The organism is uncultured Cyclobacterium sp., assembly GCF_963977555.1.
Classification (GTDB): domain Bacteria; phylum Bacteroidota; class Bacteroidia; order Cytophagales; family Cyclobacteriaceae; genus Cyclobacterium.
In genome coordinates this window covers 146,885-166,670 of the sequence record NZ_CAXBPD010000004.1, presented here as the reverse complement: position 1 = coordinate 166,670, position 19,786 = coordinate 146,885, and the positions used below count along the sequence as shown (strand labels likewise).

Below are 19,786 nucleotides of genomic sequence, written 5' to 3'. Positions count from 1 at the left end.
ATTGAAAAATATTTAAGATGCAAAGTTTCAGAACTGAAATAGAAAATCCAGTAGTAGAAAAAGAAATTCTAGAACTGGAAAAAAAGATAACCTTGTTTCGCAACGGGAAAATTGACGAAGAAAAATTCAGAAGTCTTCGTTTAGCAAGAGGTGTTTACGGACAGCGTCAAGAAGGTGTTCAGATGATCCGAATTAAGTTGCCTTATGGAAGGGTGACTTCTGGGAAACTGAACAGGATTTGTGATGTGTCAGAAAAATATTCTACTGGCAGGTTGCACATTACCACAAGGCAGGATATTCAAATCCACTATGTAAGTCTTGACGACACCCCGGAATTATGGGCAGAATTGGACAAGGATGATGTCACCCTTAGAGAGGCCTGTGGCAATACTGTAAGGAATGTCACTGCTTCAGAGACAGCTGGAATTGACCCCAAGGAACCTTTTGATGTTACCCCATATGCTGACGCCACCTTCAGGTACATGCTGAGGAATCCTATCAGTCAGGAAATGGGTCGAAAATTTAAAATTAGTTTTTCTTCAAGCGACGAAGACACGGCGCTTTCCTACCTTCATGATCTTGGATTTATCCCTAAGGTTAGGCAAGTGGATGGCAAAGAAGTAAGAGGATTTAAAGTGCTTCTAGGAGGCGGATTAGGTTCGCAACCAAGACATGCTGATGTGGTTCATGAATTTTTGGCTACTGATCAAATCATTCCATTTGTAGAAGGAGTCGTAAGGGTTTTTGATAGGCATGGGGAGAGGGCCAAAAGGATGAAAGCAAGAATGAAATTCCTCATCAATAATCTTGGTGTGGAGGAGTTCTTGAGGTTGGTAGACGAGGAGAAACTTGCCCTTCCATTTCAAAGTTACCCAATCGATACAACAGCCAGTGATGCAGCCAATGCATTGCCTGATCCTGTGGTGCCTGAGTTTACAGTTCCTACAGATGAGGATTACAGGCGTTGGAAATTGACCAATGTTTTGGATCAAAAGCAAGCTGGTTATTTTTCTATTGGTGTCAAAGTGCATCTCGGAGACTTTTATCTAAAAGAAGCCCGTCAATTGGCCGCTTTGGTTAAAAAATATGCTAGTGATGAGATCCGTTTCACGCTCCGTCAAAACCTTTTGATTAGAGATGTAAAAGAAGAATTGATTCCTTTCTTTTACCAAGAACTTAAAAAGTTGGGAATGGTAGATTACGGATACAATTCCGTAGGTGACATTACCGCTTGCCCAGGTACTGATACATGTAATTTGGGTATTGCCAGTAGTACTGGCGCAGCAGTAGTGATGGAGAAAGTGATTATAGATGAATATCCTGAATTTTTACTCAATAAGGACCTAAACATTAAGATCTCCGGATGTATGAATGCATGTGGTCAGCACAATATGGCTTCTATTGGCTTCCAGGGGATGTCAATGAAAGTGGGTAAGGCTGTTTTACCTGCATTACAGGTATTGCTAGGCGGAGCCACTTTTGGAGATGGAAAAGGAAAATTTGCGGATAAGGTAATCAAGGTACCAAGTAAAAGAGGGCCACAGACTTTACGAGCCCTTCTTGATGATTTCAAATCTGGGGCAGAAAAAGAAGAAAACTATGCTGCCTATTATGAGCGCAAGGGTCAAATGTATTTCTATGAAATATTAAAACCATTTGCTGGAACAGACAATATTACAGAAAGCGATTTTGTAGATTGGGGCAATGACGAAGCGTATGTCAAAGCAATAGGCGTTGGTGAATGTGCTGGTGTGGTTATTGATTTGGTGTCTACTTTATTATTGGAGGCCAGAGAGAAGTTGGCTGATGCAGAGGACAGTTTGAATGCGGAAAAGTGGTCTGATGGGATTTATCAAACCTATACCAGTATGATGAATGCTGGGAAAGCAATCCTTACTGCTGAAGGTGTCAATACCAATAGCTTTGCCAACCTTGTAATTGAGTTTGACAAGCACCTGACAGAAACGAATAAAGTTAATCTTCCTGCTTCTTTTTCGGAATTGGTTTACCAACTTAAAGAGAATCAACCGTCAAAAGAATTTGCTTTGGCCTATTTTAAAATTGCCGAACAGGTGTTTGAAGCAATCAGCGAATACAGAGCAAAAGAAGTAAATGCATGATGAATGAAACTAGACCAAGAGTAACCCTGGTAGGTGCTGGTCCCGGTGATCCGGAATTAATAACCTTAAAAGGCGTCTTGGCATTGAATAAGGCAGATGTTGTCCTTTATGATGCGTTAATAGATGCTTCCCTGCTTAATCATGCCCCTGATAAAGCCTTGAAGATATTTGTCGGTAAACGAAATGGTAGCCGTCAAAATCCTCAGGAAGAAACCAACAGGATGTGTGTATACTATGCCAAAAAGTTTGGGCATGTAGTAAGGCTTAAGGGAGGCGATCCATTTGTGTTTGGTAGAGGAGCAGAAGAACTTGATTATATTCAACAGTTTGGAATAAAGGCAGAGGTGGTCCCTGGTATATCCTCCACCGTGGCCGTTCCAGCTGCTGCAGGTATTCCTGTGACAAAAAGGGGTGTCTCTGAAAGTTATTGGGTGATAACAGGAACAACTTCTAATGGTGAATTGTCTAGAGATCTTTTATTAGCCAGTCAATCCAAAGCTACAGTAGTGTTGCTTATGGGTACCAGGAAACTAGAAGAGATTGTTAGGATTTATGAAGCGCAAGGTTTTTCTGATAAAGCCATAGCCATTATAGAACGTGGAACTACGCGTGATGAGAAAATCGTCGCTGGAACCATTGCAGACATAGAGGAGAAAGCCCAAAAGGACCAAGTGGGTGCACCGGCTATTATCATCATAGGTGATGTGGTTCGAGAAAGTCCCAAGTTGAAAGCCGTTTATGAAGCTGTAGTCTTTGAAAATAAACTGAATTGAATAGATAATGAATGAACTGTACCCGGTTTTTCTAAAAGTACATCAGTTAGAAACTTTGTTGGTAGGCGCTGGAAATGTTGGGTTGGAAAAATTGACTTTTCTATTGAAATCAAGTCCCAATGCTAAAGTAACGGTGGTTTCCAAGGAGTTTTTGGATGATATTTCTACCATAGCAGAAGCCAATCTCAATATCAATTTGGTGCAGAATGCTTACAATGAATCCTATCTGAATGAAAAACACTTGGTGATCGCAGCTACAGATGACAAAGAAGTAAATAAAAAGGTTTACCACGATGCAAAAGAACGTTATCTGTTGGTAAATGTAGCAGATACACCTGAATATTGCGATTTTTATTTAGGAGGCATTGTGACGAAAGGAAATATTAAAATTGGCATAAGCACCAATGGGAAAAGCCCTACCACCGCCAAAAGATTACGGCAGCTTTTTGAAGAGATAATCCCTGATGATATCAATGAAATGGTAGAGAATATTAACAAATACCGGGATACTTTAAAAGGTGATTTTGAGGAAAAAGTAGATGCTTTAAATAAGTTGACAGTCGGGCTGATGAAAAAAAGTGACAAATAAAAAAGGGGCGGTTAGCCCCTTTTTATTTGTTCGTTTTTGAGATCGTTGATGTAGTATTTTAATAATTTTAATTTTTCATCTTCGCTCAGTCTTAAGTCAGACTGTAAGAGCCTGTTGTTATTCCTATACATTGGTTTGTTGGTTAATTGTAGAATTAAATATAATATATTTTTTAATTACTATACCATAATCATATGAATTTTTTATGTCCACAATATCTTCTAAAACACAGTGGTGCATCTTTATTCTGTTTTCGCCCTAAAAACCAAAGAAACCCGAAATCTGGTATCTAATGATTTTCCAAAGTTCTCAGGATAGCCGGTTGCTCGACTGCGACCCTGGAATGATATCTGGTGAAAAAGTTGAAGTAAGGCTTACTTTTCCTTTTAAGCATTGACCTAATTATACAGAATGAAGCCCAGCATCTACCAATTTTAATCAATAGCCCTGCTTAAGTCCTAAGTCATTTCTAATATTAACCTTTCCGGATAATTCGGTATCTTTTGAATTAAGCAAGAAGGTGTCTATCCTTTTCCAACTCAGATTTGCCTAATTCGGTTTTAAAAGGGAGTAAAAAAGTAAGTCATAAAATAATTCTTTTATGAAATTTAATTTTCATAGAATCACTTTATGACTTTTGTTACTAATAATTTTAAAAAAAAATGTTTTTGCTGTTTACAGATTTTTTTTGCCATTTGGCCAGTTAAAAGAATGATTTATTTCAATGTGATTGCTGTTACTTATAGTATAGATTTTTAAAAAAAAATCAAAAGGTGATATTATTTCTGCTATTGTAATTTTGACGAGATGCCTTAGATTAGACCAGGTTATAATCCAACGGAATGATCAGAATCCAGTAATTCTATGTATTCGCCAAAATACCTATTGAAGGTTGCTATTAAATGGTTCAAATCTCCATTTTGCATTTCCTTGTGGATGTTTTTAGTATCCATACCCAATGCTTCGCTCATCGTTTCCGCGTATTCCAACAGGTCCTCTCCGATTCCCCCATTGTTTTGCTGATCCAGATGGACCTGCATAATTGCCTTTGTTTTGGATGCCATCATTAAATAAAATTTAAAAGTTAGTTAAGTTTAATTTTCATTTTTATTAAAATACCAGGTAATCTATAATTTGCCAAAAAACCTATTTCAAATAGTGTATTTTGTTTTATGGAAGCCATTTAATGCAATTCAATTTTTGGAATATTATTTTATGTAATTAGAATACAGTTAAATGAAATCCTTATTATCTGTTATATTTTAATAAATAATAGAATAAATTCCGTATATGCAAATTGTGTTAAAGAATAATTATTTGGAGGAATTCTGAGAATTTCCCAAGTATTATTTGGTGGATTTAAAAATGAATTTACTATCAAGTATTTTGGAAAAAATCACGAAAAAGTAAAAAAAAAATGGGGCAAAATTATTTTGCCCCATTTTTTAAAAATCTATAGAAACCTGATTCCTAAGTATATCGTCCATGGTTTCCCTCTTTCGAATTAGGTGGTCTTTGCCATTTATAATTAATACTTCTGCAGGCCTAAACCTTGAGTTGTAATTGGATGACATGCTGTAACCGTAAGCGCCAGCATTTTTTATTGCGATGATATCGCCTTCTTTTACTTCTTTTATTTTGCGATCAGCTGCTATGGTATCTGTTTCGCATATATATCCTACAATGGTATAAACCCTTTCTGGCCCGTCAAGTTTAGAGATGTTTATAACGCTGTGATAAGCGTCATACATCATTGGCCTTAATAAATGATTGAGTCCGGAATTCACTCCCACAAAGGTTGTTGCAGGCGTAGGTTTTACCACATTGGCTTTAGTGAGTAAGTAACCACATTCGCTTACCAGGAATTTCCCAGGCTCAAACCATATTTCTAGCTCCCGTCCATATTCCTTACAAAATTCTTTAAAAGCGACAGAGACTTTCTTCCCGACATCTTGAATGTCTGTGGTGATATCTCCTTCCTTATACCCTACTTTAAATCCTCCACCGAAATCCAGAAAGGATAAATCCTTAAATTCTCTGGCGGCATCAAATAGTATCTCAGCTCCCTTAAGGAAAACGTCCGCATCCAATATGTCGGATCCAGTATGCACATGAAGACCAATAACATTAAGCCCATAAGCCTGAACGACTTTGAGTACATGCTTTAATTGTAGTATTGAAATTCCAAATTTACTGTCGATATGGCCTACCGAAATTTTAGCATTTCCTCCAGCTAGAATATGTGGGTTTAATCGAATACAGATAGGGACAGTTCCCCCATATTCGGTTCCAAAATGCTCCAGCATAGGAATACTGTCGATATTGACCATTACACCTAATGCGACTGCCTGCTTGATTTCATCAAAATCCACACAATTAGGTGTGTACATGATTTCATCTGGTGAAAATCCAACATGCAGACAAAGGTTTATCTCTTCAACGGAAACTGCATCCACACCCGTGCCAGCCTTTTTCATCAATTTTAAGATATTGATGTTTGAAAGCGCCTTCGTAGCATATTTTATTTTAAGCTTCACCTCAGAGAAAGCTTGTTTTATAGCATCTACCTGATGAAGAATTTTGGCTCCATCATATACATATACAGGACTTCCGTACTTTTGGGCGATATCCAATAGAGGGATTTCCCCTATGCAATATTGTTGATTTTTGATTTCCATCGCTTTTGATTTAGCAGGCAAAGATATATAAAGCATGTTAAAGTTAAAATTCAAATGAGATAAGTCATTAGGAAAAGGAATTTTGCTGAGGTTATCGCGGTTATTAAAGCGCTAGCAGGTAAATTTATTTTGTATGGTTTTTGTTAAATAAAGTTAAGGATATGATTTAGAGGGTGATATCTTTTAGATTTGTAATATGTCAAAAACGAGTATAAAGATAATTGTCTTTTTAATGTCCCTGGCTAGTTTAGGCTTGATAAGCTTTCAGTTCTATTGGGTCCGCAATGTGCTTAAAATCAATGAGGAACGTTTTGAGCAAAATGTATTTCAAGCACTGTCCAGTACTTCCGAGCGGATAGAGAAAGGTGAAGCAAGTGATATTCTTTTAAGTTCCCTCGCTAGGGATACCATTTTTCAAAAAGCATTATTGGAACCCATTGAGCCCATCCAAGTCCAAGTCAGAAGGAGGAAAGTAGCCGTTAATAGACCCTCAGTGTTGGATTCACTGTTTGATCAACCTATACCACAGATTTCGCCAACTTTCCGGAAATTAATTGCTAGTAGAGAGGGGGACCTTAAAAGTTTTAGTCAGATAGAGAAATATTTTAACATGTCTCCAAAAGTGGCTTCTAGTCTTTTTACTCCAGACGAATTGGCCATACTGCTTGCTGAAAAAGAGCGGCATTTAGAATTTTTAAGTGAGCAGGATCAAAGATTAAGCAAGCGTCAATATGCCAATAGAAGACAAAATTATATCATAGAGGAGCTTAATGTGTCACGGAATGTGGCAGAAAGCATCGTTAAGGCCAATATGAAAATCGAATTGGTAGAAGTGGTGATCCATCAATTGCTGGCTCAGGGCAATCAACATGTCCTTAATAGACTTGATACAACAGTGGTTAAAAATGAAGTGAGGGATCAATTGATCAATAGAAAAATTGACCAACCATTCGAACTTGGCATTGTTGATAATAGAAATAATATTGTAGGGATCGGGAATGTATCGGATTTAAACTTCCTAAAGGAGAATGGAATAAAAGCGGAACTTTTCCCCAGTGATTTACTTGGAGTGGAGAATTTTTTGGTGATCTACTTCCCTAAAAAGCAAAATTATCTACTACGACAGGTGTTTCTACCATTGAGTAGCTCATTGGTATTTATGTGCATTATTATTATTTGTTTTGTTTATGCCATTAAAGTTATCATTCGTCAGAAAAAGGTGTCTGACATAAAGAATGACTTTATTAACAATATGACGCATGAGTTTAAAACGCCAATTTCTACTGTAAGTTTGGCGGTAGAAGCCCTGCAAGACCCTGATTTATTTGGGGAAGAATCACTGCGGAAACGGTATTTGAATATTATCAAGGATGAAAACATTAGACTTGGAAAGCAGGTTGAGCAAGTCCTACATGCTGCTGCGTTAGAAAAGAAGGATTTCAACCTTAAATTAGAAAGAGTGGACCTAAAGGCACTTATTGATGCTGCCAAAAATCATTTTGAATTAATAGTAGAAAATAGAGGTGGAACCATAAGTAGTGAGTATTCACTCATTTCGGGTCAACTTGATGCCGATGTCTTTCATTTAAATAATATTGTTAATAATTTACTCGACAATGCAACCAAGTATTCAAAAAGTGCTCCTCAAATAAAAATCAGTGTCAATGAATCCGAGACTGATTTTACCATTGCCATAAGAGATGAGGGCATTGGTATTAACAAAGAGGCCCAGAGGAAAATATTTGATAAATTCTATAGGGTGCCTACGGGCAATTTACATGATGTCAAAGGTTTTGGTTTAGGGCTATCCTATGTCAAAACCATGGTGGAAGCGCACAAAGGAACTATAAAATTAGACAGCGAGCCTGGTCAAGGAAGCGTGTTTACTATAAACTTACCCAAAAATAAATGAGCAAGATCAAGATTTTATTGGTAGAAGATGACCCAAACTTAGGGGATATATTAAAAGAGTACTTAGGCGTGAAAGGCTATGAGGTCATTTTATGTAGGGATGGTGAAGAGGGATGGAACAAATACAAAAAGAACTATTATCAGTTGTGTTTGCTGGACGTGATGATGCCTATAAAAGATGGCTTTACCTTGGGTAAGGAGATAAGAAAGGTAGAAGAGCATATACCCATCATTTACCTTACAGCTAAAAATATGAAGGAAGATGTTATTCAGGGCTTCCGGATTGGAGCAGATGATTATATTACAAAGCCTTTTAGTATGGAGGAGTTATTGCTGAGAATTAATGCCATATTAAGGAGAACGAATAACAAAGGGGAAAAGACAGTTCTGAAATCTTACACTTTTGGAAATTTTACGCTACATTATGACAAACAAACTCTGGAAGGACCACAGGGGACCAATAAACTAACTTCAAAAGAAAATGAGTTACTTCGTTTATTGGCAGCTTCATTGAATGAAAATGTGAGCCGTTCTTTTGCTTTAAAGCAAATTTGGGGAGATGATAGCTATTTTAATGCCCGTAGTATGGACGTTTATTTGAGTAAAATCAGGAAATTGCTTAAGACGGATGACAGTGTGCAGATCATTACCCTCCATGGGGAGGGATTCAAATTAGTCGCCAACTAGTTGCTTTTTCTTTAGTTAATTGATTATTTAAATGAATAAAGTTTAATTTGTAGTCAATTAAATTTCTAAAAATATTATGGCCAAAGAAATAATCAATTCTCTAGAGGCTCCGGCACCGATTGGTCCTTATAGCCAGGCAGTAAAAGCCAACGGTATGCTGTTTGTTTCAGGACAAATCGCCCTTGATGCAGATTCAGGAGAATTACTTACCTCTAATATTACTGAGGAAACGCATGCCGTTATGAAAAACCTTGAAGCGATACTAAGGGCTTCAGGACTTACTTTTTCCAATGTCGTCAAATGCAGTATTTTTGTTAAAAATATGGGAGACTTTGCGACAATTAATGAGGCTTATGGACAATATTTTAAAGAAAACCCTCCTGCAAGAGAGACCGTGGAGGTAAGCCGTTTGCCAAAAGATGTAGCGGTAGAAATCTCCTGTATTGCCGTTTTGTAAAATCTCAGCTATTTAATTTGTTGCAGTATGGTGAAACTGGTTCCCGACTATAGCGAGACATTTGTAAGTACCCTTAGAAGTAAAGAGGTGATGTATAGGCTTAAATTGATCACTAAAAGCGTAGACTTCCTTGATGAAACAAGATTCTTGAACAGTAATAAATCAGTTTTTTTTAATGGTAAAATAGGCGAGAATAGCTTCAGTATCTCAAAAAAAATTGACAAGGCAGATAGTTTTTTGCCATTAATCAAAGGGGAGATATCACCGCTTTCTAAAGGCTGCCTAGTGTCATTGAATTATTCGTTTTTTCCTGGAGCGTCATTTTTTCTCGGTTTTTGGGCCATCGTTTCATTTGGGTTGACGGTTTTGTTTCTTGCAGTAGTCCAGGATTGGAAATTGGCGCTTTTGTGCTTTTCGGTGGGGCTTGCGAATTATGGATTTGCCTGTACACATTTTAAGCGAAAAGTACGGGAAAGTAAAACGCTTTTCCATGAACTAATGAAAATCTGATTGGGGTAAAATAAGAGCACTATTATTAGTAGAATCACTTAATTTAAAAGCTCACATTAAACTTCAAATCTTATTGCGCAATTCAATTTTAAGACTTGACCTTTAAATCAGCCCTAATCAAACAAGAATTTCCTTCTGCTTTATGGATTATGCCTGACCTGTCGTATTTTAGCAGAATAATTAGTCAATTTATAAATTATCAATACACAACATAATGGAATACAGGATAGAAAAAGATACCATGGGGCCGGTAGAGGTTCCTGCTGATAAATATTGGGGTGCCCAAACCCAACGATCTGTTAATAATTTCAAAATTGGTGGGTTAAAACACCAGATGCCTTTAGAGATCATCCATGCTTTTGCAATTCTGAAAAAATCTGCTGCTCAAACCAATGCGGATTTGGGCGTATTGGATCAAGCCAAAGCGGACATTATTAGTCAAGCATGTGATGAAATCCTTGAGGGTAAACTTGATGACCAATTCCCATTGGTGGTATGGCAAACAGGTTCAGGCACACAGTCAAATATGAACGTAAATGAAGTAGTGGCCTATCGTGCACATGTACTATTGGGTGGAAGTTTGCAGGATGAAAAAAAGAAAATTCATCCCAATGACGATGTGAACAAATCTCAGTCCTCTAATGATACTTTTCCTACTGCAATGCACATTGCCGCCTATAAAATGGTGATAGATACTACGCTCACAGGGGTGAAAAAACTCAGAGATGTGCTTAAAGCCAAGTCTGATGAATTCAAGACTGTGGTTAAAATAGGAAGAACACACTTTATGGATGCAACCCCATTGACATTGGGGCAAGAGTTTTCAGGTTATGTGGCACAGTTGGACCATGCCATGAAGGCGATTGATAATACCCTTCCGCATTTGTCAGAGTTGGCACTTGGTGGAACGGCAGTAGGTACAGGGCTGAATACCCCCAACGGTTATGCAGCGTTAGTAGCAGAGAAAATTGCTCATTTCTCCGGCAATCCTTTCGTAACTGCCCCTAATAAATTTGAATCTTTGGCGGCACATGATGCGATTGTAGAAACCCACGGGGCTTTGAAGCAGCTGGCCGTAAGCCTGATGAAAATTGCGAATGATATCCGTATGTTATCCTCAGGTCCTAGGTCTGGAATAGGTGAAATCCTTATTCCAGAAAATGAACCAGGTTCTTCTATTATGCCGGGAAAAGTGAACCCTACCCAAGTGGAAGCGATGACCATGGTGTGTGCTCAAGTCATAGGGAATGATGTAGCCATTTCTGTAGGTGGCATGAGTGGACAGTTTGAACTCAATGTGTTCAAGCCAATGATGGTGAATAACTTGCTAACTTCCGCCAGACTTTTAGGTGATGCCTGTGTGTCATTTAATGACAATTGCGTGGTAGGCATTGAACCTAATATACCCTTTATAAAAAGACATCTTGAAAATAGCCTGATGCTCGTTACAGCACTTAACCCGCATATCGGTTATGAAAATGCTGCTAAAATTGCTAAAAAAGCTCACAAGGAGGGAACAAGTCTTAGAGAGGCTGCCCTTGACCTTGAATTGTTGACAAATGAACAATTTGACGAATGGGTACGACCTGAAAACATGACAGGAAGTTTAAAATGATAGAAAAACCCCAATTCGCAACAGCAAATTGGGGTTTTTTGTTTTATCCCACTGGTGATTATGCTTCTTCAGTAGCAAATTCTGATGTGGGAATGCAACTACACATCAGGTTACGGTCTCCATAGGCAGCATCAATTCTACCAACAGATGGCCAAAACTTACGCTCCCTGACAAAAGGCAATGGGTAAGCAGCCTTTTCTCTGCTATAAGGTAGTTCCCAAGTGTCTGAGATGACAACAGCTGCTGTGTGAGGTGCATTTTTTAATACGTTGGAAACTTTGTCTGCTTTACCTTCTTCAACTTCTCTGATTTCTTGACGAATGGAGATCATTGCATCGCAAAACCTATCCAGTTCCTCTTTAGATTCTGATTCAGTAGGCTCCACCATTAGCGTTCCCGGTACTGGGAAAGAAACTGTAGGCGCATGAAAGCCATAATCCATTAATCGTTTCGCTATGTCTACTACCTCTATGCTCGCTTCTTTAAAAGCCCTACAGTCTAGGATCATTTCATGAGCTGCCCGTCCATTGGTGCCCGTATACAAGATAGGATAATCAGCTTCTAAACGCGATTTAATATAATTGGTATTCAGAATGGCGATTCTCGTGGCTTTGGCCAAGCCTTCCTCGCCCATCATGGCAATATAGGCGTAAGGAATGGGCAATATACTTGCACTACCATAAGGAGCAGATGAAATAGGAGTGATGGCTGCTACTCCTCCAGTTTTGACGTGAGGATTTCCAGGTAAGAAAGGAACCAAATGCTTGGCCACACAAATAGGTCCCATGCCCGGTCCACCTCCCCCATGAGGGATGCAAAAGGTCTTATGGAGGTTTAAGTGACAGACATCAGCGCCAATCATTCCTGGACTTGTAAGCCCCACTTGAGCATTCATGTTTGCTCCGTCCATGTATACCTGACCGCCATATTCGTGAATAAGTTCACAGATTTCTTGTATGGCTTCTTCAAAAACGCCATGAGTAGAAGGGTAAGTAACCATTAAGGCCGAAAGTTGATCCTTATGGGCGGCTGCCTTTTCTTTAAACGCGTCTACGTCTATATTACCTTTTTCATCACAAGGAATGATCACCACCTTCATCCCTGCCATCACTGCTGATGCAGGGTTAGTACCGTGGGCTGAGGAAGGAATTAATACTACGTTTCTAAAATCCTCTTCTCTGCTTTGATGGTAAGCTCTTATGACCATTAGTCCTGCATATTCACCTTGTGCTCCTGAGTTGGGTTGTAGGGAAGTGTCCGCAAATCCAGTGATTTCGCTTAACCAATTTCTTAAATCTTGAAACATCTCATAATAACCCGCTGCCTGATTTTGAGGCGCAAATGGATGCAACTGGCCAATTTCTGGCCAAGTGACGGGGATCATCTCTGTAGTTGCATTAAGCTTCATTGTACAGGAGCCTAATGATATCATGGAATGCACCAAGGAAAGGTCCTTGTTCTCCAACCTTTTTAAATAACGGAGCATCTCATGCTCTGAATGGTATTTTTGGAATACCTCATGTTCAAGAAAAGTGGATTCTCGTTCTAAAGTAGAAGGTATGGTAGACGCTATTTGACTAGGAATTTCAGGAATCTCTGGTTGAAGTTTATTTGTAGATTTCGCAAATACTTCAAAAATGTCAACAACATCTTGCCTTGTTTTTGCCTGGTCAAAGCTTAGTAAAATGTTGGATTCCTCGTATCTGAAATTTAGTTTTTTGGACAGGGCAAAAGCACGAATTTTTTCTTTCTGCACTTCGTCTACCTTGAAACGTATGGTGTCAAAATAGGCTTCGTTTATTTGCTCAAAGCCAAGCTTGCTAAGCCATTCAGCTGTCATGACAGCCAAGCCATGCGTGCGTGAAGCGATGGCTTTTAGTCCTTTGGGGCCATGATACACTGCGTACATACCAGCCATCACGGCCAATAAAACCTGAGCAGTACAAATGTTTGAGGTGGCTCTTTCTCTTTTTATATGTTGTTCCCTCGTCTGCAAAGCCATTCTGTACGCGTTACGTCCCGAGTTGTCAACTGATACGCCTATTATTCTGCCTGGGATTTGTCTTTTGAAGGACTCCTTGGTAGCAAAAAATGCTGCATGAGGTCCCCCAAAACCCATGGGGACACCAAAACGCTGGGTGCTTCCTATGACCACATCTGCGCCCATCTCCCCTGGAGGCTTGAGCAGGGTGAGGCTTAATAGGTCTGTACTAAATGCCGTGGTTATTTCATTTTCAATAGCAGAAGCTACTAATGCGCTGTAATCGATAACCTCGCCATCGGAATTTGGATACTGTATTAGTACGCCGAATATATCAGGATCGGTCAGGTCCAGGTCAGACAATGATCCGATTTTTAGGGAGATACCTATAGGAGCCGCTCGGGTCTTTAGCACCTCTTTTGTTTGTTCAAAAACTTTTTCGTCTATATAGAAAGTAGTGGCTTTCTTTTTGCTTCTTCCCTTGCTTGCGGCCAACATGGCCATGGCTTCCGCTGCGGCAGTTCCTTCGTCCAGTAGCGATGCATTGGCCAACTCCATTCCAGTAAGTTCACTGACCATGGTCTGGAAATTGATCAAAGCTTCTAGCCTACCCTGTGCTATTTCGGCCTGATAAGGTGTATAGGCAGTGTACCATCCTGGATTTTCTAGTATGTTTCGCTGGATGACGGCTGGTACTAAAGTATCATAATACCCTAAACCTATATAGGATTTAAATATTTGGTTTTTACTTACTGTAGCTTTAAAAGTTTTAAGGAATAAATTCTCTGACTGTGGAGGGGGTAATTGTAGGGGCTGTTTTAATCGAATGTTTTTTGGGATTGTCTCATCAATTAGTGTTTCCAAAGAGTCAACTCCAATGGTTTTTAGCATCTCTTGAAGATCATTTTCAGAAGGTGAGATATGCCTATTTCTGAATTTTTCGGATGAAGAGAGATTGATTTTCATAAAAAGATAAAATATGATTAATTTTGGCCAGACCAATAAACCTTATAAGGATTCGCAAAGGTAAAAATAATAGCTGATTTAGGTGTTGAATTGATGCTTAAATATCTTCTTATTAACCTTTTGAATTTTTTGGACTTAGCAAATAATGCTGTTTTGTAATCAATTAAATATATAAAATGAAAAATAAATTAACTTTTGTTGCAGTTTTACTTATTGTCTCTATTTCCTGTCCAACTTTTGGACAGGAAGACCTCTCTTTAAAATATGCTTCAACAATACAAAGTGCGGATTTGAAAAAGCACTTGACTTATTTAGCTTCGGATGAATTGAAGGGAAGAGATACAGGTTCAGAGGGGCAAAAAACAGCAGCTGAATACCTAGTTAATTTTTATAAAGACAAAGACTTAAAAGGTCCTGTTGATGGAAATTACCTACAACCTTTTCAATTGTCGAGTGTTAGTTGGAAAGAAATATCTCTTAAGGTGGGCAGGAATAAATTAACCTTGAACGAGGACTTTGTTTTTGTTGGTGATGCCGACATGAAGAAAAAAAGGAAGTCAGAATTGGTGTTTTTAGGCTTGGCGACTGAGGAAAACCTTTCAAAGGTAGCGATTGAAGGAAAATTAGTAGGCTTATGGGCAATTGGCGAAAGTCTGGGTGAAGCGGTAGATAAAGTAATGGAAGCAGGTGCTGCCGGAGCCATCATCGTAACCATGGAAGGACAAGCAAACTTTGACCGGATGGCTAATAGATACAAAAGCATGTCTGGTAAGGGTAGAATGGGTTTTGATAAGCCTACCGAGCAAAAGCCAGTGTTTATGGTTAGCTCCATAAAAATGGGAGAGCTCTTCGATACAGCAGTAGAGATATTAAAAGAAGCAGCAAAAAATGATCCTTCAGTTATCCCTGTTCAAAAAGTGGTGTATCAGGTGGTAAAACAGAAAGATATTGTAAATACTGAAAATGTAATGGCCTTCCTGGAAGGTACAGATAAAAAAGAAGAGGTACTTGTGATTTCCTCTCATTATGATCATGTTGGGGTGAGTAGTACTGGTGAAATAAACAATGGGGCAGATGATGATGGATCTGGTACCGTGTCGGTGATGGAGATAGCGGAAGCTTTTTCTCAAGCAGCAAGTGATGGATATAAGCCAAGAAGAAGCGTACTGTTTTTAAATGTTACAGGGGAAGAGAAAGGCTTACTAGGGTCTGAGTATTATTCGGAAAACCCCATTTTCCCTTTGGAAAACACGGTTAATAATATCAATATTGACATGGTCGGTAGGATTGATTACGAATATGAGGATGCAGATAATCAGGATTATATTTATGTGATTGGTTCTGAAATGTTGTCTTCTCAACTCAAAATTGTCAATGAATACAACAATATCACTTATACCGATTTGATTTTGGATTACAGGTATGACGCTGAGGATGATCCCAACAGGTTTTACTACCGTTCCGATCATTATAATTTTGCGAAACATAATATTCCTGTGATTTTCTTTTTTAATGGGGTACATGATGATTACCACCAGCCAACAGATACCGTTGACAAGATTGAATTTGAGTTGATGGAAAAGAGGGCCAAGTTAATATTTCATACTGCATGGGATTTGGCCAATAGAGCAAATAGAACACCTGTGGATCGCATCAATAACCGAAGTGAAAGGTAATATAGAAATCACATATATGAATTAAAAGAGGGTTGGACCATAGTTCCAACCCTTTTTTTATAATTGAATTTCCTTCAAGCCTTGTCTATTCAATAGGGGTAGAATTTTCTATACTGGGTTTTGCTTATTCATTTTTTTCTCAGTTCATTGGATGGCCCATTGATTGAAAGGGTCGAAATATAAATGCTAAAGAACCTTAATATAGTGGTAATCAATTGCTTCTGATGAACCTTGATTAAGTATCGGGATTTCTCCGCTCTGACAATAGTCAGGGCTAAACCCTGACCTGTATTTACGGGAAGTGTTGTAATCGCAATGACATCAGGCTGTAGGCAGATTTTAGCTTAGCATCGCTATGGTGAAATTGAAAACAGCAACGAAATGGCTGATTTTCTCCGCAGCGGCGGATCAACAGGCAATAGATTGTCTATTGCCTATTTCGGGGTGAAAGGTTTTCTGGATAATTTTTCAATGAAATCAAAAGATTGAGTATATTGATTAAAAATTACTTTAACCTTACAGTAGTCCTAGCCATGAAAAAATTATTGTTTAGTCTTTTCATTCTATTTTTGATAGGCCGAGTTGATGCTCAGCAAGTTCCTGATAAAACTGTTCAAATAAAGACGGCGGTCTTGGCTGCTCCAGAAGATTTTAGGAAAGAGGCCAAAGTTTATGGCTATGATAGCAATGGGCAATGGGCGGTTTTAAGGGAAGGTAGTAATGAAATGATATGCATTGCTGACGATCCCAAGGCAGATGGATTCAGCGTTTCTTGTTACCACGAAGATCTTGAGCCTTTTATGGAACGAGGCAGAGTGCTTAAAAAAGATGGTAAAAATTTCAAGCAGATATTTGATACACGTGAGGAGGAAGCCAAAAGTGGTCGTTTTAAAATGCCTGATGCTCCTGCAGCCCTTTATGTTTTGACAGCTGATAAAGCTGACTTTGATGGCTCCAAAGGAAAGGTTGACAATACCTATCTTCGATACGTAGTCTATATCCCTTGGGCCACTGAAGAAAGTACAGGTTTGGCTTTAAAACCTGACGTGCCAGGAATGCCATGGATAATGGATCCTGGTACTCATCGTGCCCATATCATGATTAGTCCTCCAAAAAAATAATCCATCCGAAGCATTTGAGAAGTTTTGATTCTCTCTATTGAACCCTGATAGTTGTATTCGTCCGGTCAAAATATAATTATTGAATACAAAGGCCTGATTAATCGTATAATTATAAGGTCTTTTAAACACGCTAGTATTACTAATGGAAGCTACATTTAAAACCTGGAAGACCAGTAGGGGCATTTACCTCAATTTTCTGGAAAACTATAAACTTGACCAGTTAAATAAAATACCTCAAGGGTTTAATAACAACCTTATATGGAATATTGGACATGTAATTGTGGCCCAGCAAGGACTTGTTTATAAAGGTGCAGGTTTGCAGGGACATGTGTCAGATGAGATGTTTGGAAAGTATGGGATAGGGACCAAGCCCAATGAGCCTGTATCAGCTTTAGAACAGGAAGAATTAAAATCGTTGTTAATCGGATTAATAGAACAAACGGAGTCTGATTACGATAGTGGTAAATTTATTACTTTCCATGAAAAAACTACAAAAACCGGCTTTCACTTAAGCACTGTGGAGGATGCCATTGTCTTTAATAATTTCCATGAAGGCCTTCATTTGGGCTATATGATGAGTATTCGTAAATTTGTCTGAATCCAATAGGCTTTTGATAGGTGAATTGAAAATGCCTATCACATGCCCACTAATGCAAGTGCTTTAATGATTGCAGCCTTGTTTTTTTTCAATGCAGCCTCATTTTCCATTTCATCGAGTGCCTGATTAAAGGGCTCGGTTCTGACAGGTCCATCATAACCAATTTCTACCAAACCTTCCAGAAAGGACTTAAGGTCGATTACACCTGTCGCTAATGGTAATTCACGTTTACCATCCCTTTGGGTTTCTCTGGTAAATCCACTTCTAGCATCATTGATGTCTACTACCACAATGTCCTCAGGTTTTAGTTGGAGGATGTCTTCTTTGCTGTCATTGGCAGTATACCAGTGAAAAGAGTCCAAAACAAAGCCTACATTGTTTTGGCCAGTTGCGTTAATCAGCTCCTGACCTTCTTTCATATTGGCTACAAACGGATATCGATTTTGGTTGAGTAGTGGTCTCGTTCCCAGGTATTCCAGACCGAGGCGGATGCCATGATCTTCCATTACTTTGGCGCATTCTCCTAGTCGAAAAGCATGTTGTTTCATGTTTTCCCTATACGGGAGGTCTTTATGGGAAGAGATGATCCATGTATTGATTCGGGTTGCGCCTTGTATTTCCATAGACTTGCAAAATCCCTCTAACATTTTAAAATCCTCCAGAAACCTGCGTTTGTCATTTCTATATTCTACTGGGATATTAGTGGAGCCATATCCAATATTATGGGTTGCCATTTTTGCTGTTAGTGCCGCTAATTCTTGTTCGGAGTAATGTTGCATTACTTCTTCCACGAAAGGGCTAATGGATTCGTAGCCATAAGTGATGGCATAATCTAGGGTTTGCTGCAGATTTGCTTTGACTCCTATAATCCCTGGGTTTAGGGCTATTTTAAACTTTCGGTCTTGTTTTATTCTAAAGGGTAAATCAGTAGCCCCTAAAAAGCCAGCGCTCAATAGGGCAAGTGAGCTTTTGGATAAAAACTTTCTTCTTTTCATAGCTGAAGGTATATGTAAGTTTGGATTCTTATGACAAAATAGTAAAAAATAGGTAGTGGGTAATTGAATAATTAATAAAAATAAAAGCAATTTTCACGAACATATAGGATAATAAGTGCTGAAAAAAGGGATAACTAAGAATATTTCTTTACTTTCCCTACCCAAACATAAACCATAAGAACAATGATAATTATCCGTATTCTTTTGCCTTTATTTTTCTTGACCCTTTCAGGCTTGATGGCCCAGCAAAGCAGGGTGTTTGATGCCTTGACCATGGACAGTAAAATTCTTAACATGGAAAGAAAGTTTGCTGTCTATTTACCGCCAGGTTATGAGTATTCGCAACGGTCCTACCCGGTGCTCTATTTGCTGCATGGGGCAGGGGATGATCAAACTGGATGGGTTCAGTTTGGGGAAGTGCAACGCATCGCAGATGAGGCATTTGCAGATGGTACAGCTACTCCCATGATTATCGTGATGCCAGATGCAAATACGGGAAAAAGAGGTTATTTTAATGATTTAACCAATGATTGGCGTTACGAAGATTTTTTCTTCGAAGAATTAATGCCATACGTAGAGTCTCAATACCGTATCAAAAGCGAAAAAAAATACAGGGCTATATCAGGGCTTTCTATGGGTGGTGGCGGCACTTATTTCTATGCTATGCATAGACCAGATTTATTCTCTTCTGCCTGTCCTTTGAGTGCTTCTTTGAGAAATTCAAGTTTTGAGGATTTTAAGGAAAGAATGGCGAAAGATAAGGTTTCAGTGAAGGATAAGGCTTCGCTACAGGCCTATTTTGATAAACACCAGGCCTTAAGACAGCTTGAGTTAAATGACCCTGAGGAGATAAAATCAGTTAAATGGTTTTTTGATTGTGGGGATGATGATTTCCTTTATGAAGGAAATAGCCTAGTACATATTGCGATGAAAAAAATGGAGATACCACATGAATTTAGAATACGTGACGGGGCTCATAATTGGACCTATTGGAGAGATTCACTTCCAGTGGTTCTTGGCTTTATTTCCCAAACATTCCACCAATAGTAGATATGAACTTAGGGAATAAAGAATTATCATAATGAGGTAAGCATAAAAACAAATAGGAC

The 19,786-nt window shown here is 38.7% G+C and carries 16 protein-coding genes; 12 read left to right on the top strand and 4 right to left on the bottom strand.

Annotated elements, in window-relative coordinates; translation table 11 throughout:
* Positions 1-17 precede the first annotated feature (17 nt).
* The 3 genes from AAC073_RS06380 to AAC073_RS06370 are packed head-to-tail and all read left to right on the top strand — an operon-like array spanning position 18 to position 3,482.
* Positions 18-2,120: a nitrite reductase gene (locus AAC073_RS06380; protein ID WP_339923016.1), complete on the top strand. Its 2,103-nt coding sequence runs from the start codon at positions 18-20 to the stop codon at positions 2,118-2,120.
* Positions 2,117-2,893 carry a uroporphyrinogen-III C-methyltransferase gene (gene cobA, locus AAC073_RS06375; RefSeq protein WP_339923015.1) on the top strand — a complete coding sequence of 259 codons (777 nt, stop codon included), beginning with the start codon at positions 2,117-2,119 and terminating at the stop codon, positions 2,891-2,893. Before AAC073_RS06380 ends, cobA begins: the two co-directional genes overlap by 4 nt.
* A gap of 7 nt (positions 2,894-2,900) precedes the next feature.
* Positions 2,901-3,482 carry a bifunctional precorrin-2 dehydrogenase/sirohydrochlorin ferrochelatase gene (locus AAC073_RS06370; RefSeq protein ID WP_339923014.1) on the top strand — a complete coding sequence of 194 codons (582 nt, stop codon included), beginning with the start codon at positions 2,901-2,903 and terminating at the stop codon, positions 3,480-3,482.
* An 827-nt stretch (positions 3,483-4,309) separates the two neighbouring features.
* Here AAC073_RS06370 and AAC073_RS06365 read toward each other — a convergent pair.
* Both AAC073_RS06365 and lysA read right to left on the bottom strand, forming a co-directional pair.
* Complete coding sequence (locus AAC073_RS06365; protein WP_339923013.1) at positions 4,310-4,549, bottom strand: hypothetical protein; 240 nt, start codon at positions 4,547-4,549, stop codon at positions 4,310-4,312.
* Positions 4,550-4,927: 378 nt separating this feature from the next.
* Positions 4,928-6,160 carry a diaminopimelate decarboxylase gene (gene lysA / locus AAC073_RS06360; RefSeq protein ID WP_339923012.1) on the bottom strand — a complete coding sequence of 411 codons (1,233 nt, stop codon included), beginning with the start codon at positions 6,158-6,160 and terminating at the stop codon, positions 4,928-4,930.
* 196 nt (positions 6,161-6,356) lie between these two features.
* Here lysA and AAC073_RS06355 point away from each other — a divergent pair, with 196 nt between their 5' ends.
* The 5 genes from AAC073_RS06355 to fumC all read left to right on the top strand — a co-directional run bounded on the left by AAC073_RS06355 (position 6,357) and on the right by fumC (position 11,340).
* A complete protein-coding gene (locus AAC073_RS06355) occupies positions 6,357-8,072 on the top strand; it encodes a HAMP domain-containing sensor histidine kinase (RefSeq protein WP_339923011.1) in 1,716 nt (571 codons plus the stop codon).
* Complete coding sequence (locus tag AAC073_RS06350) at positions 8,069-8,758, top strand: response regulator transcription factor (protein ID WP_339923010.1); 690 nt, start codon at positions 8,069-8,071, stop codon at positions 8,756-8,758. Before AAC073_RS06355 ends, AAC073_RS06350 begins: the two co-directional genes overlap by 4 nt.
* Before the next feature lie 76 nt (positions 8,759-8,834).
* Positions 8,835-9,215, top strand: coding sequence for a RidA family protein (locus AAC073_RS06345; protein WP_339923009.1), 381 nt, complete (start codon positions 8,835-8,837; stop codon positions 9,213-9,215).
* 27 nt (positions 9,216-9,242) lie between these two features.
* Positions 9,243-9,725, top strand: coding sequence for a hypothetical protein (locus tag AAC073_RS06340; RefSeq protein WP_339923008.1), 483 nt, complete (start codon positions 9,243-9,245; stop codon positions 9,723-9,725).
* A gap of 214 nt (positions 9,726-9,939) precedes the next feature.
* On the top strand, positions 9,940-11,340 hold the full coding sequence (fumC, locus tag AAC073_RS06335) for a class II fumarate hydratase (RefSeq protein WP_339923007.1): 1,401 nt from the start codon (positions 9,940-9,942) through the stop codon (positions 11,338-11,340).
* Between the two features lie 58 nt (positions 11,341-11,398).
* Here fumC and gcvP read toward each other — a convergent pair whose 3' ends face one another.
* On the bottom strand, positions 11,399-14,287 hold the full coding sequence (gcvP, locus tag AAC073_RS06330; RefSeq protein ID WP_339923006.1) for an aminomethyl-transferring glycine dehydrogenase: 2,889 nt from the start codon (positions 14,285-14,287) through the stop codon (positions 11,399-11,401).
* A 176-nt stretch (positions 14,288-14,463) separates the two neighbouring features.
* Here gcvP and AAC073_RS06325 point away from each other — a divergent pair, with 176 nt between their 5' ends.
* The 3 genes from AAC073_RS06325 (at position 14,464) to AAC073_RS06315 (ending at position 17,682) form a co-directional block, all read left to right on the top strand.
* Entirely contained in the window at positions 14,464-15,963 is a 1,500-nt protein-coding gene (locus tag AAC073_RS06325; protein ID WP_339923005.1) for a M28 family peptidase, read from the top strand.
* A gap of 533 nt (positions 15,964-16,496) precedes the next feature.
* Positions 16,497-17,084 (top strand): hypothetical protein, encoded by a 588-nt coding sequence (locus AAC073_RS06320; protein WP_339923004.1) that lies wholly within the window; start codon positions 16,497-16,499, stop codon positions 17,082-17,084.
* Between the two features lie 142 nt (positions 17,085-17,226).
* A complete protein-coding gene (locus tag AAC073_RS06315; protein WP_339923003.1) occupies positions 17,227-17,682 on the top strand; it encodes a DinB family protein in 456 nt (151 codons plus the stop codon).
* Positions 17,683-17,720: 38 nt separating this feature from the next.
* Here AAC073_RS06315 and AAC073_RS06310 read toward each other — a convergent pair whose 3' ends face one another.
* Positions 17,721-18,677, bottom strand: a complete 957-nt coding sequence (locus AAC073_RS06310) for a sugar phosphate isomerase/epimerase family protein (RefSeq protein WP_339923002.1) — start codon at positions 18,675-18,677, stop codon at positions 17,721-17,723.
* A gap of 183 nt (positions 18,678-18,860) precedes the next feature.
* Between AAC073_RS06310 and AAC073_RS06305 the strand changes: the two genes are divergently transcribed.
* Positions 18,861-19,724 carry an alpha/beta hydrolase-fold protein gene (locus tag AAC073_RS06305; protein WP_339923001.1) on the top strand — a complete coding sequence of 288 codons (864 nt, stop codon included), beginning with the start codon at positions 18,861-18,863 and terminating at the stop codon, positions 19,722-19,724.
* Positions 19,725-19,786 lie beyond the last annotated feature (62 nt).

What these genes read in the sequence shown, in the direction of transcription:
- AAC073_RS06325 (WP_339923005.1), top strand. Translation starts at nt 14,464, where the DNA reads ATGAAAAATAAATTAACTTTTGTTGCAGTTTTACTTATTGTCTCTATT.
- fumC (WP_339923007.1), top strand. Translation starts at nt 9,940, where the DNA reads ATGGAATACAGGATAGAAAAAGATACCATGGGGCCGGTAGAGGTTCCT.
- AAC073_RS06365 (WP_339923013.1), bottom strand. Translation starts at nt 4,549, where the DNA reads ATGATGGCATCCAAAACAAAGGCAATTATGCAGGTCCATCTGGATCAG.
- AAC073_RS06350 (WP_339923010.1), top strand. Translation starts at nt 8,069, where the DNA reads ATGAGCAAGATCAAGATTTTATTGGTAGAAGATGACCCAAACTTAGGG.
- lysA (WP_339923012.1), bottom strand. Translation starts at nt 6,160, where the DNA reads ATGGAAATCAAAAATCAACAATATTGCATAGGGGAAATCCCTCTATTG.
- AAC073_RS06315 (WP_339923003.1), top strand. Translation starts at nt 17,227, where the DNA reads ATGGAAGCTACATTTAAAACCTGGAAGACCAGTAGGGGCATTTACCTC.
- AAC073_RS06305 (WP_339923001.1), top strand. Translation starts at nt 18,861, where the DNA reads ATGATAATTATCCGTATTCTTTTGCCTTTATTTTTCTTGACCCTTTCA.
- AAC073_RS06370 (WP_339923014.1), top strand. Translation starts at nt 2,901, where the DNA reads ATGAATGAACTGTACCCGGTTTTTCTAAAAGTACATCAGTTAGAAACT.
- cobA (WP_339923015.1), top strand. Translation starts at nt 2,117, where the DNA reads ATGATGAATGAAACTAGACCAAGAGTAACCCTGGTAGGTGCTGGTCCC.
- AAC073_RS06340 (WP_339923008.1), top strand. Translation starts at nt 9,243, where the DNA reads ATGGTGAAACTGGTTCCCGACTATAGCGAGACATTTGTAAGTACCCTT.
- AAC073_RS06380 (WP_339923016.1), top strand. Translation starts at nt 18, where the DNA reads ATGCAAAGTTTCAGAACTGAAATAGAAAATCCAGTAGTAGAAAAAGAA.
- AAC073_RS06320 (WP_339923004.1), top strand. Translation starts at nt 16,497, where the DNA reads ATGAAAAAATTATTGTTTAGTCTTTTCATTCTATTTTTGATAGGCCGA.
- AAC073_RS06345 (WP_339923009.1), top strand. Translation starts at nt 8,835, where the DNA reads ATGGCCAAAGAAATAATCAATTCTCTAGAGGCTCCGGCACCGATTGGT.
- AAC073_RS06310 (WP_339923002.1), bottom strand. Translation starts at nt 18,677, where the DNA reads ATGAAAAGAAGAAAGTTTTTATCCAAAAGCTCACTTGCCCTATTGAGC.
- gcvP (WP_339923006.1), bottom strand. Translation starts at nt 14,287, where the DNA reads ATGAAAATCAATCTCTCTTCATCCGAAAAATTCAGAAATAGGCATATC.
- AAC073_RS06355 (WP_339923011.1), top strand. Translation starts at nt 6,357, where the DNA reads ATGTCAAAAACGAGTATAAAGATAATTGTCTTTTTAATGTCCCTGGCT.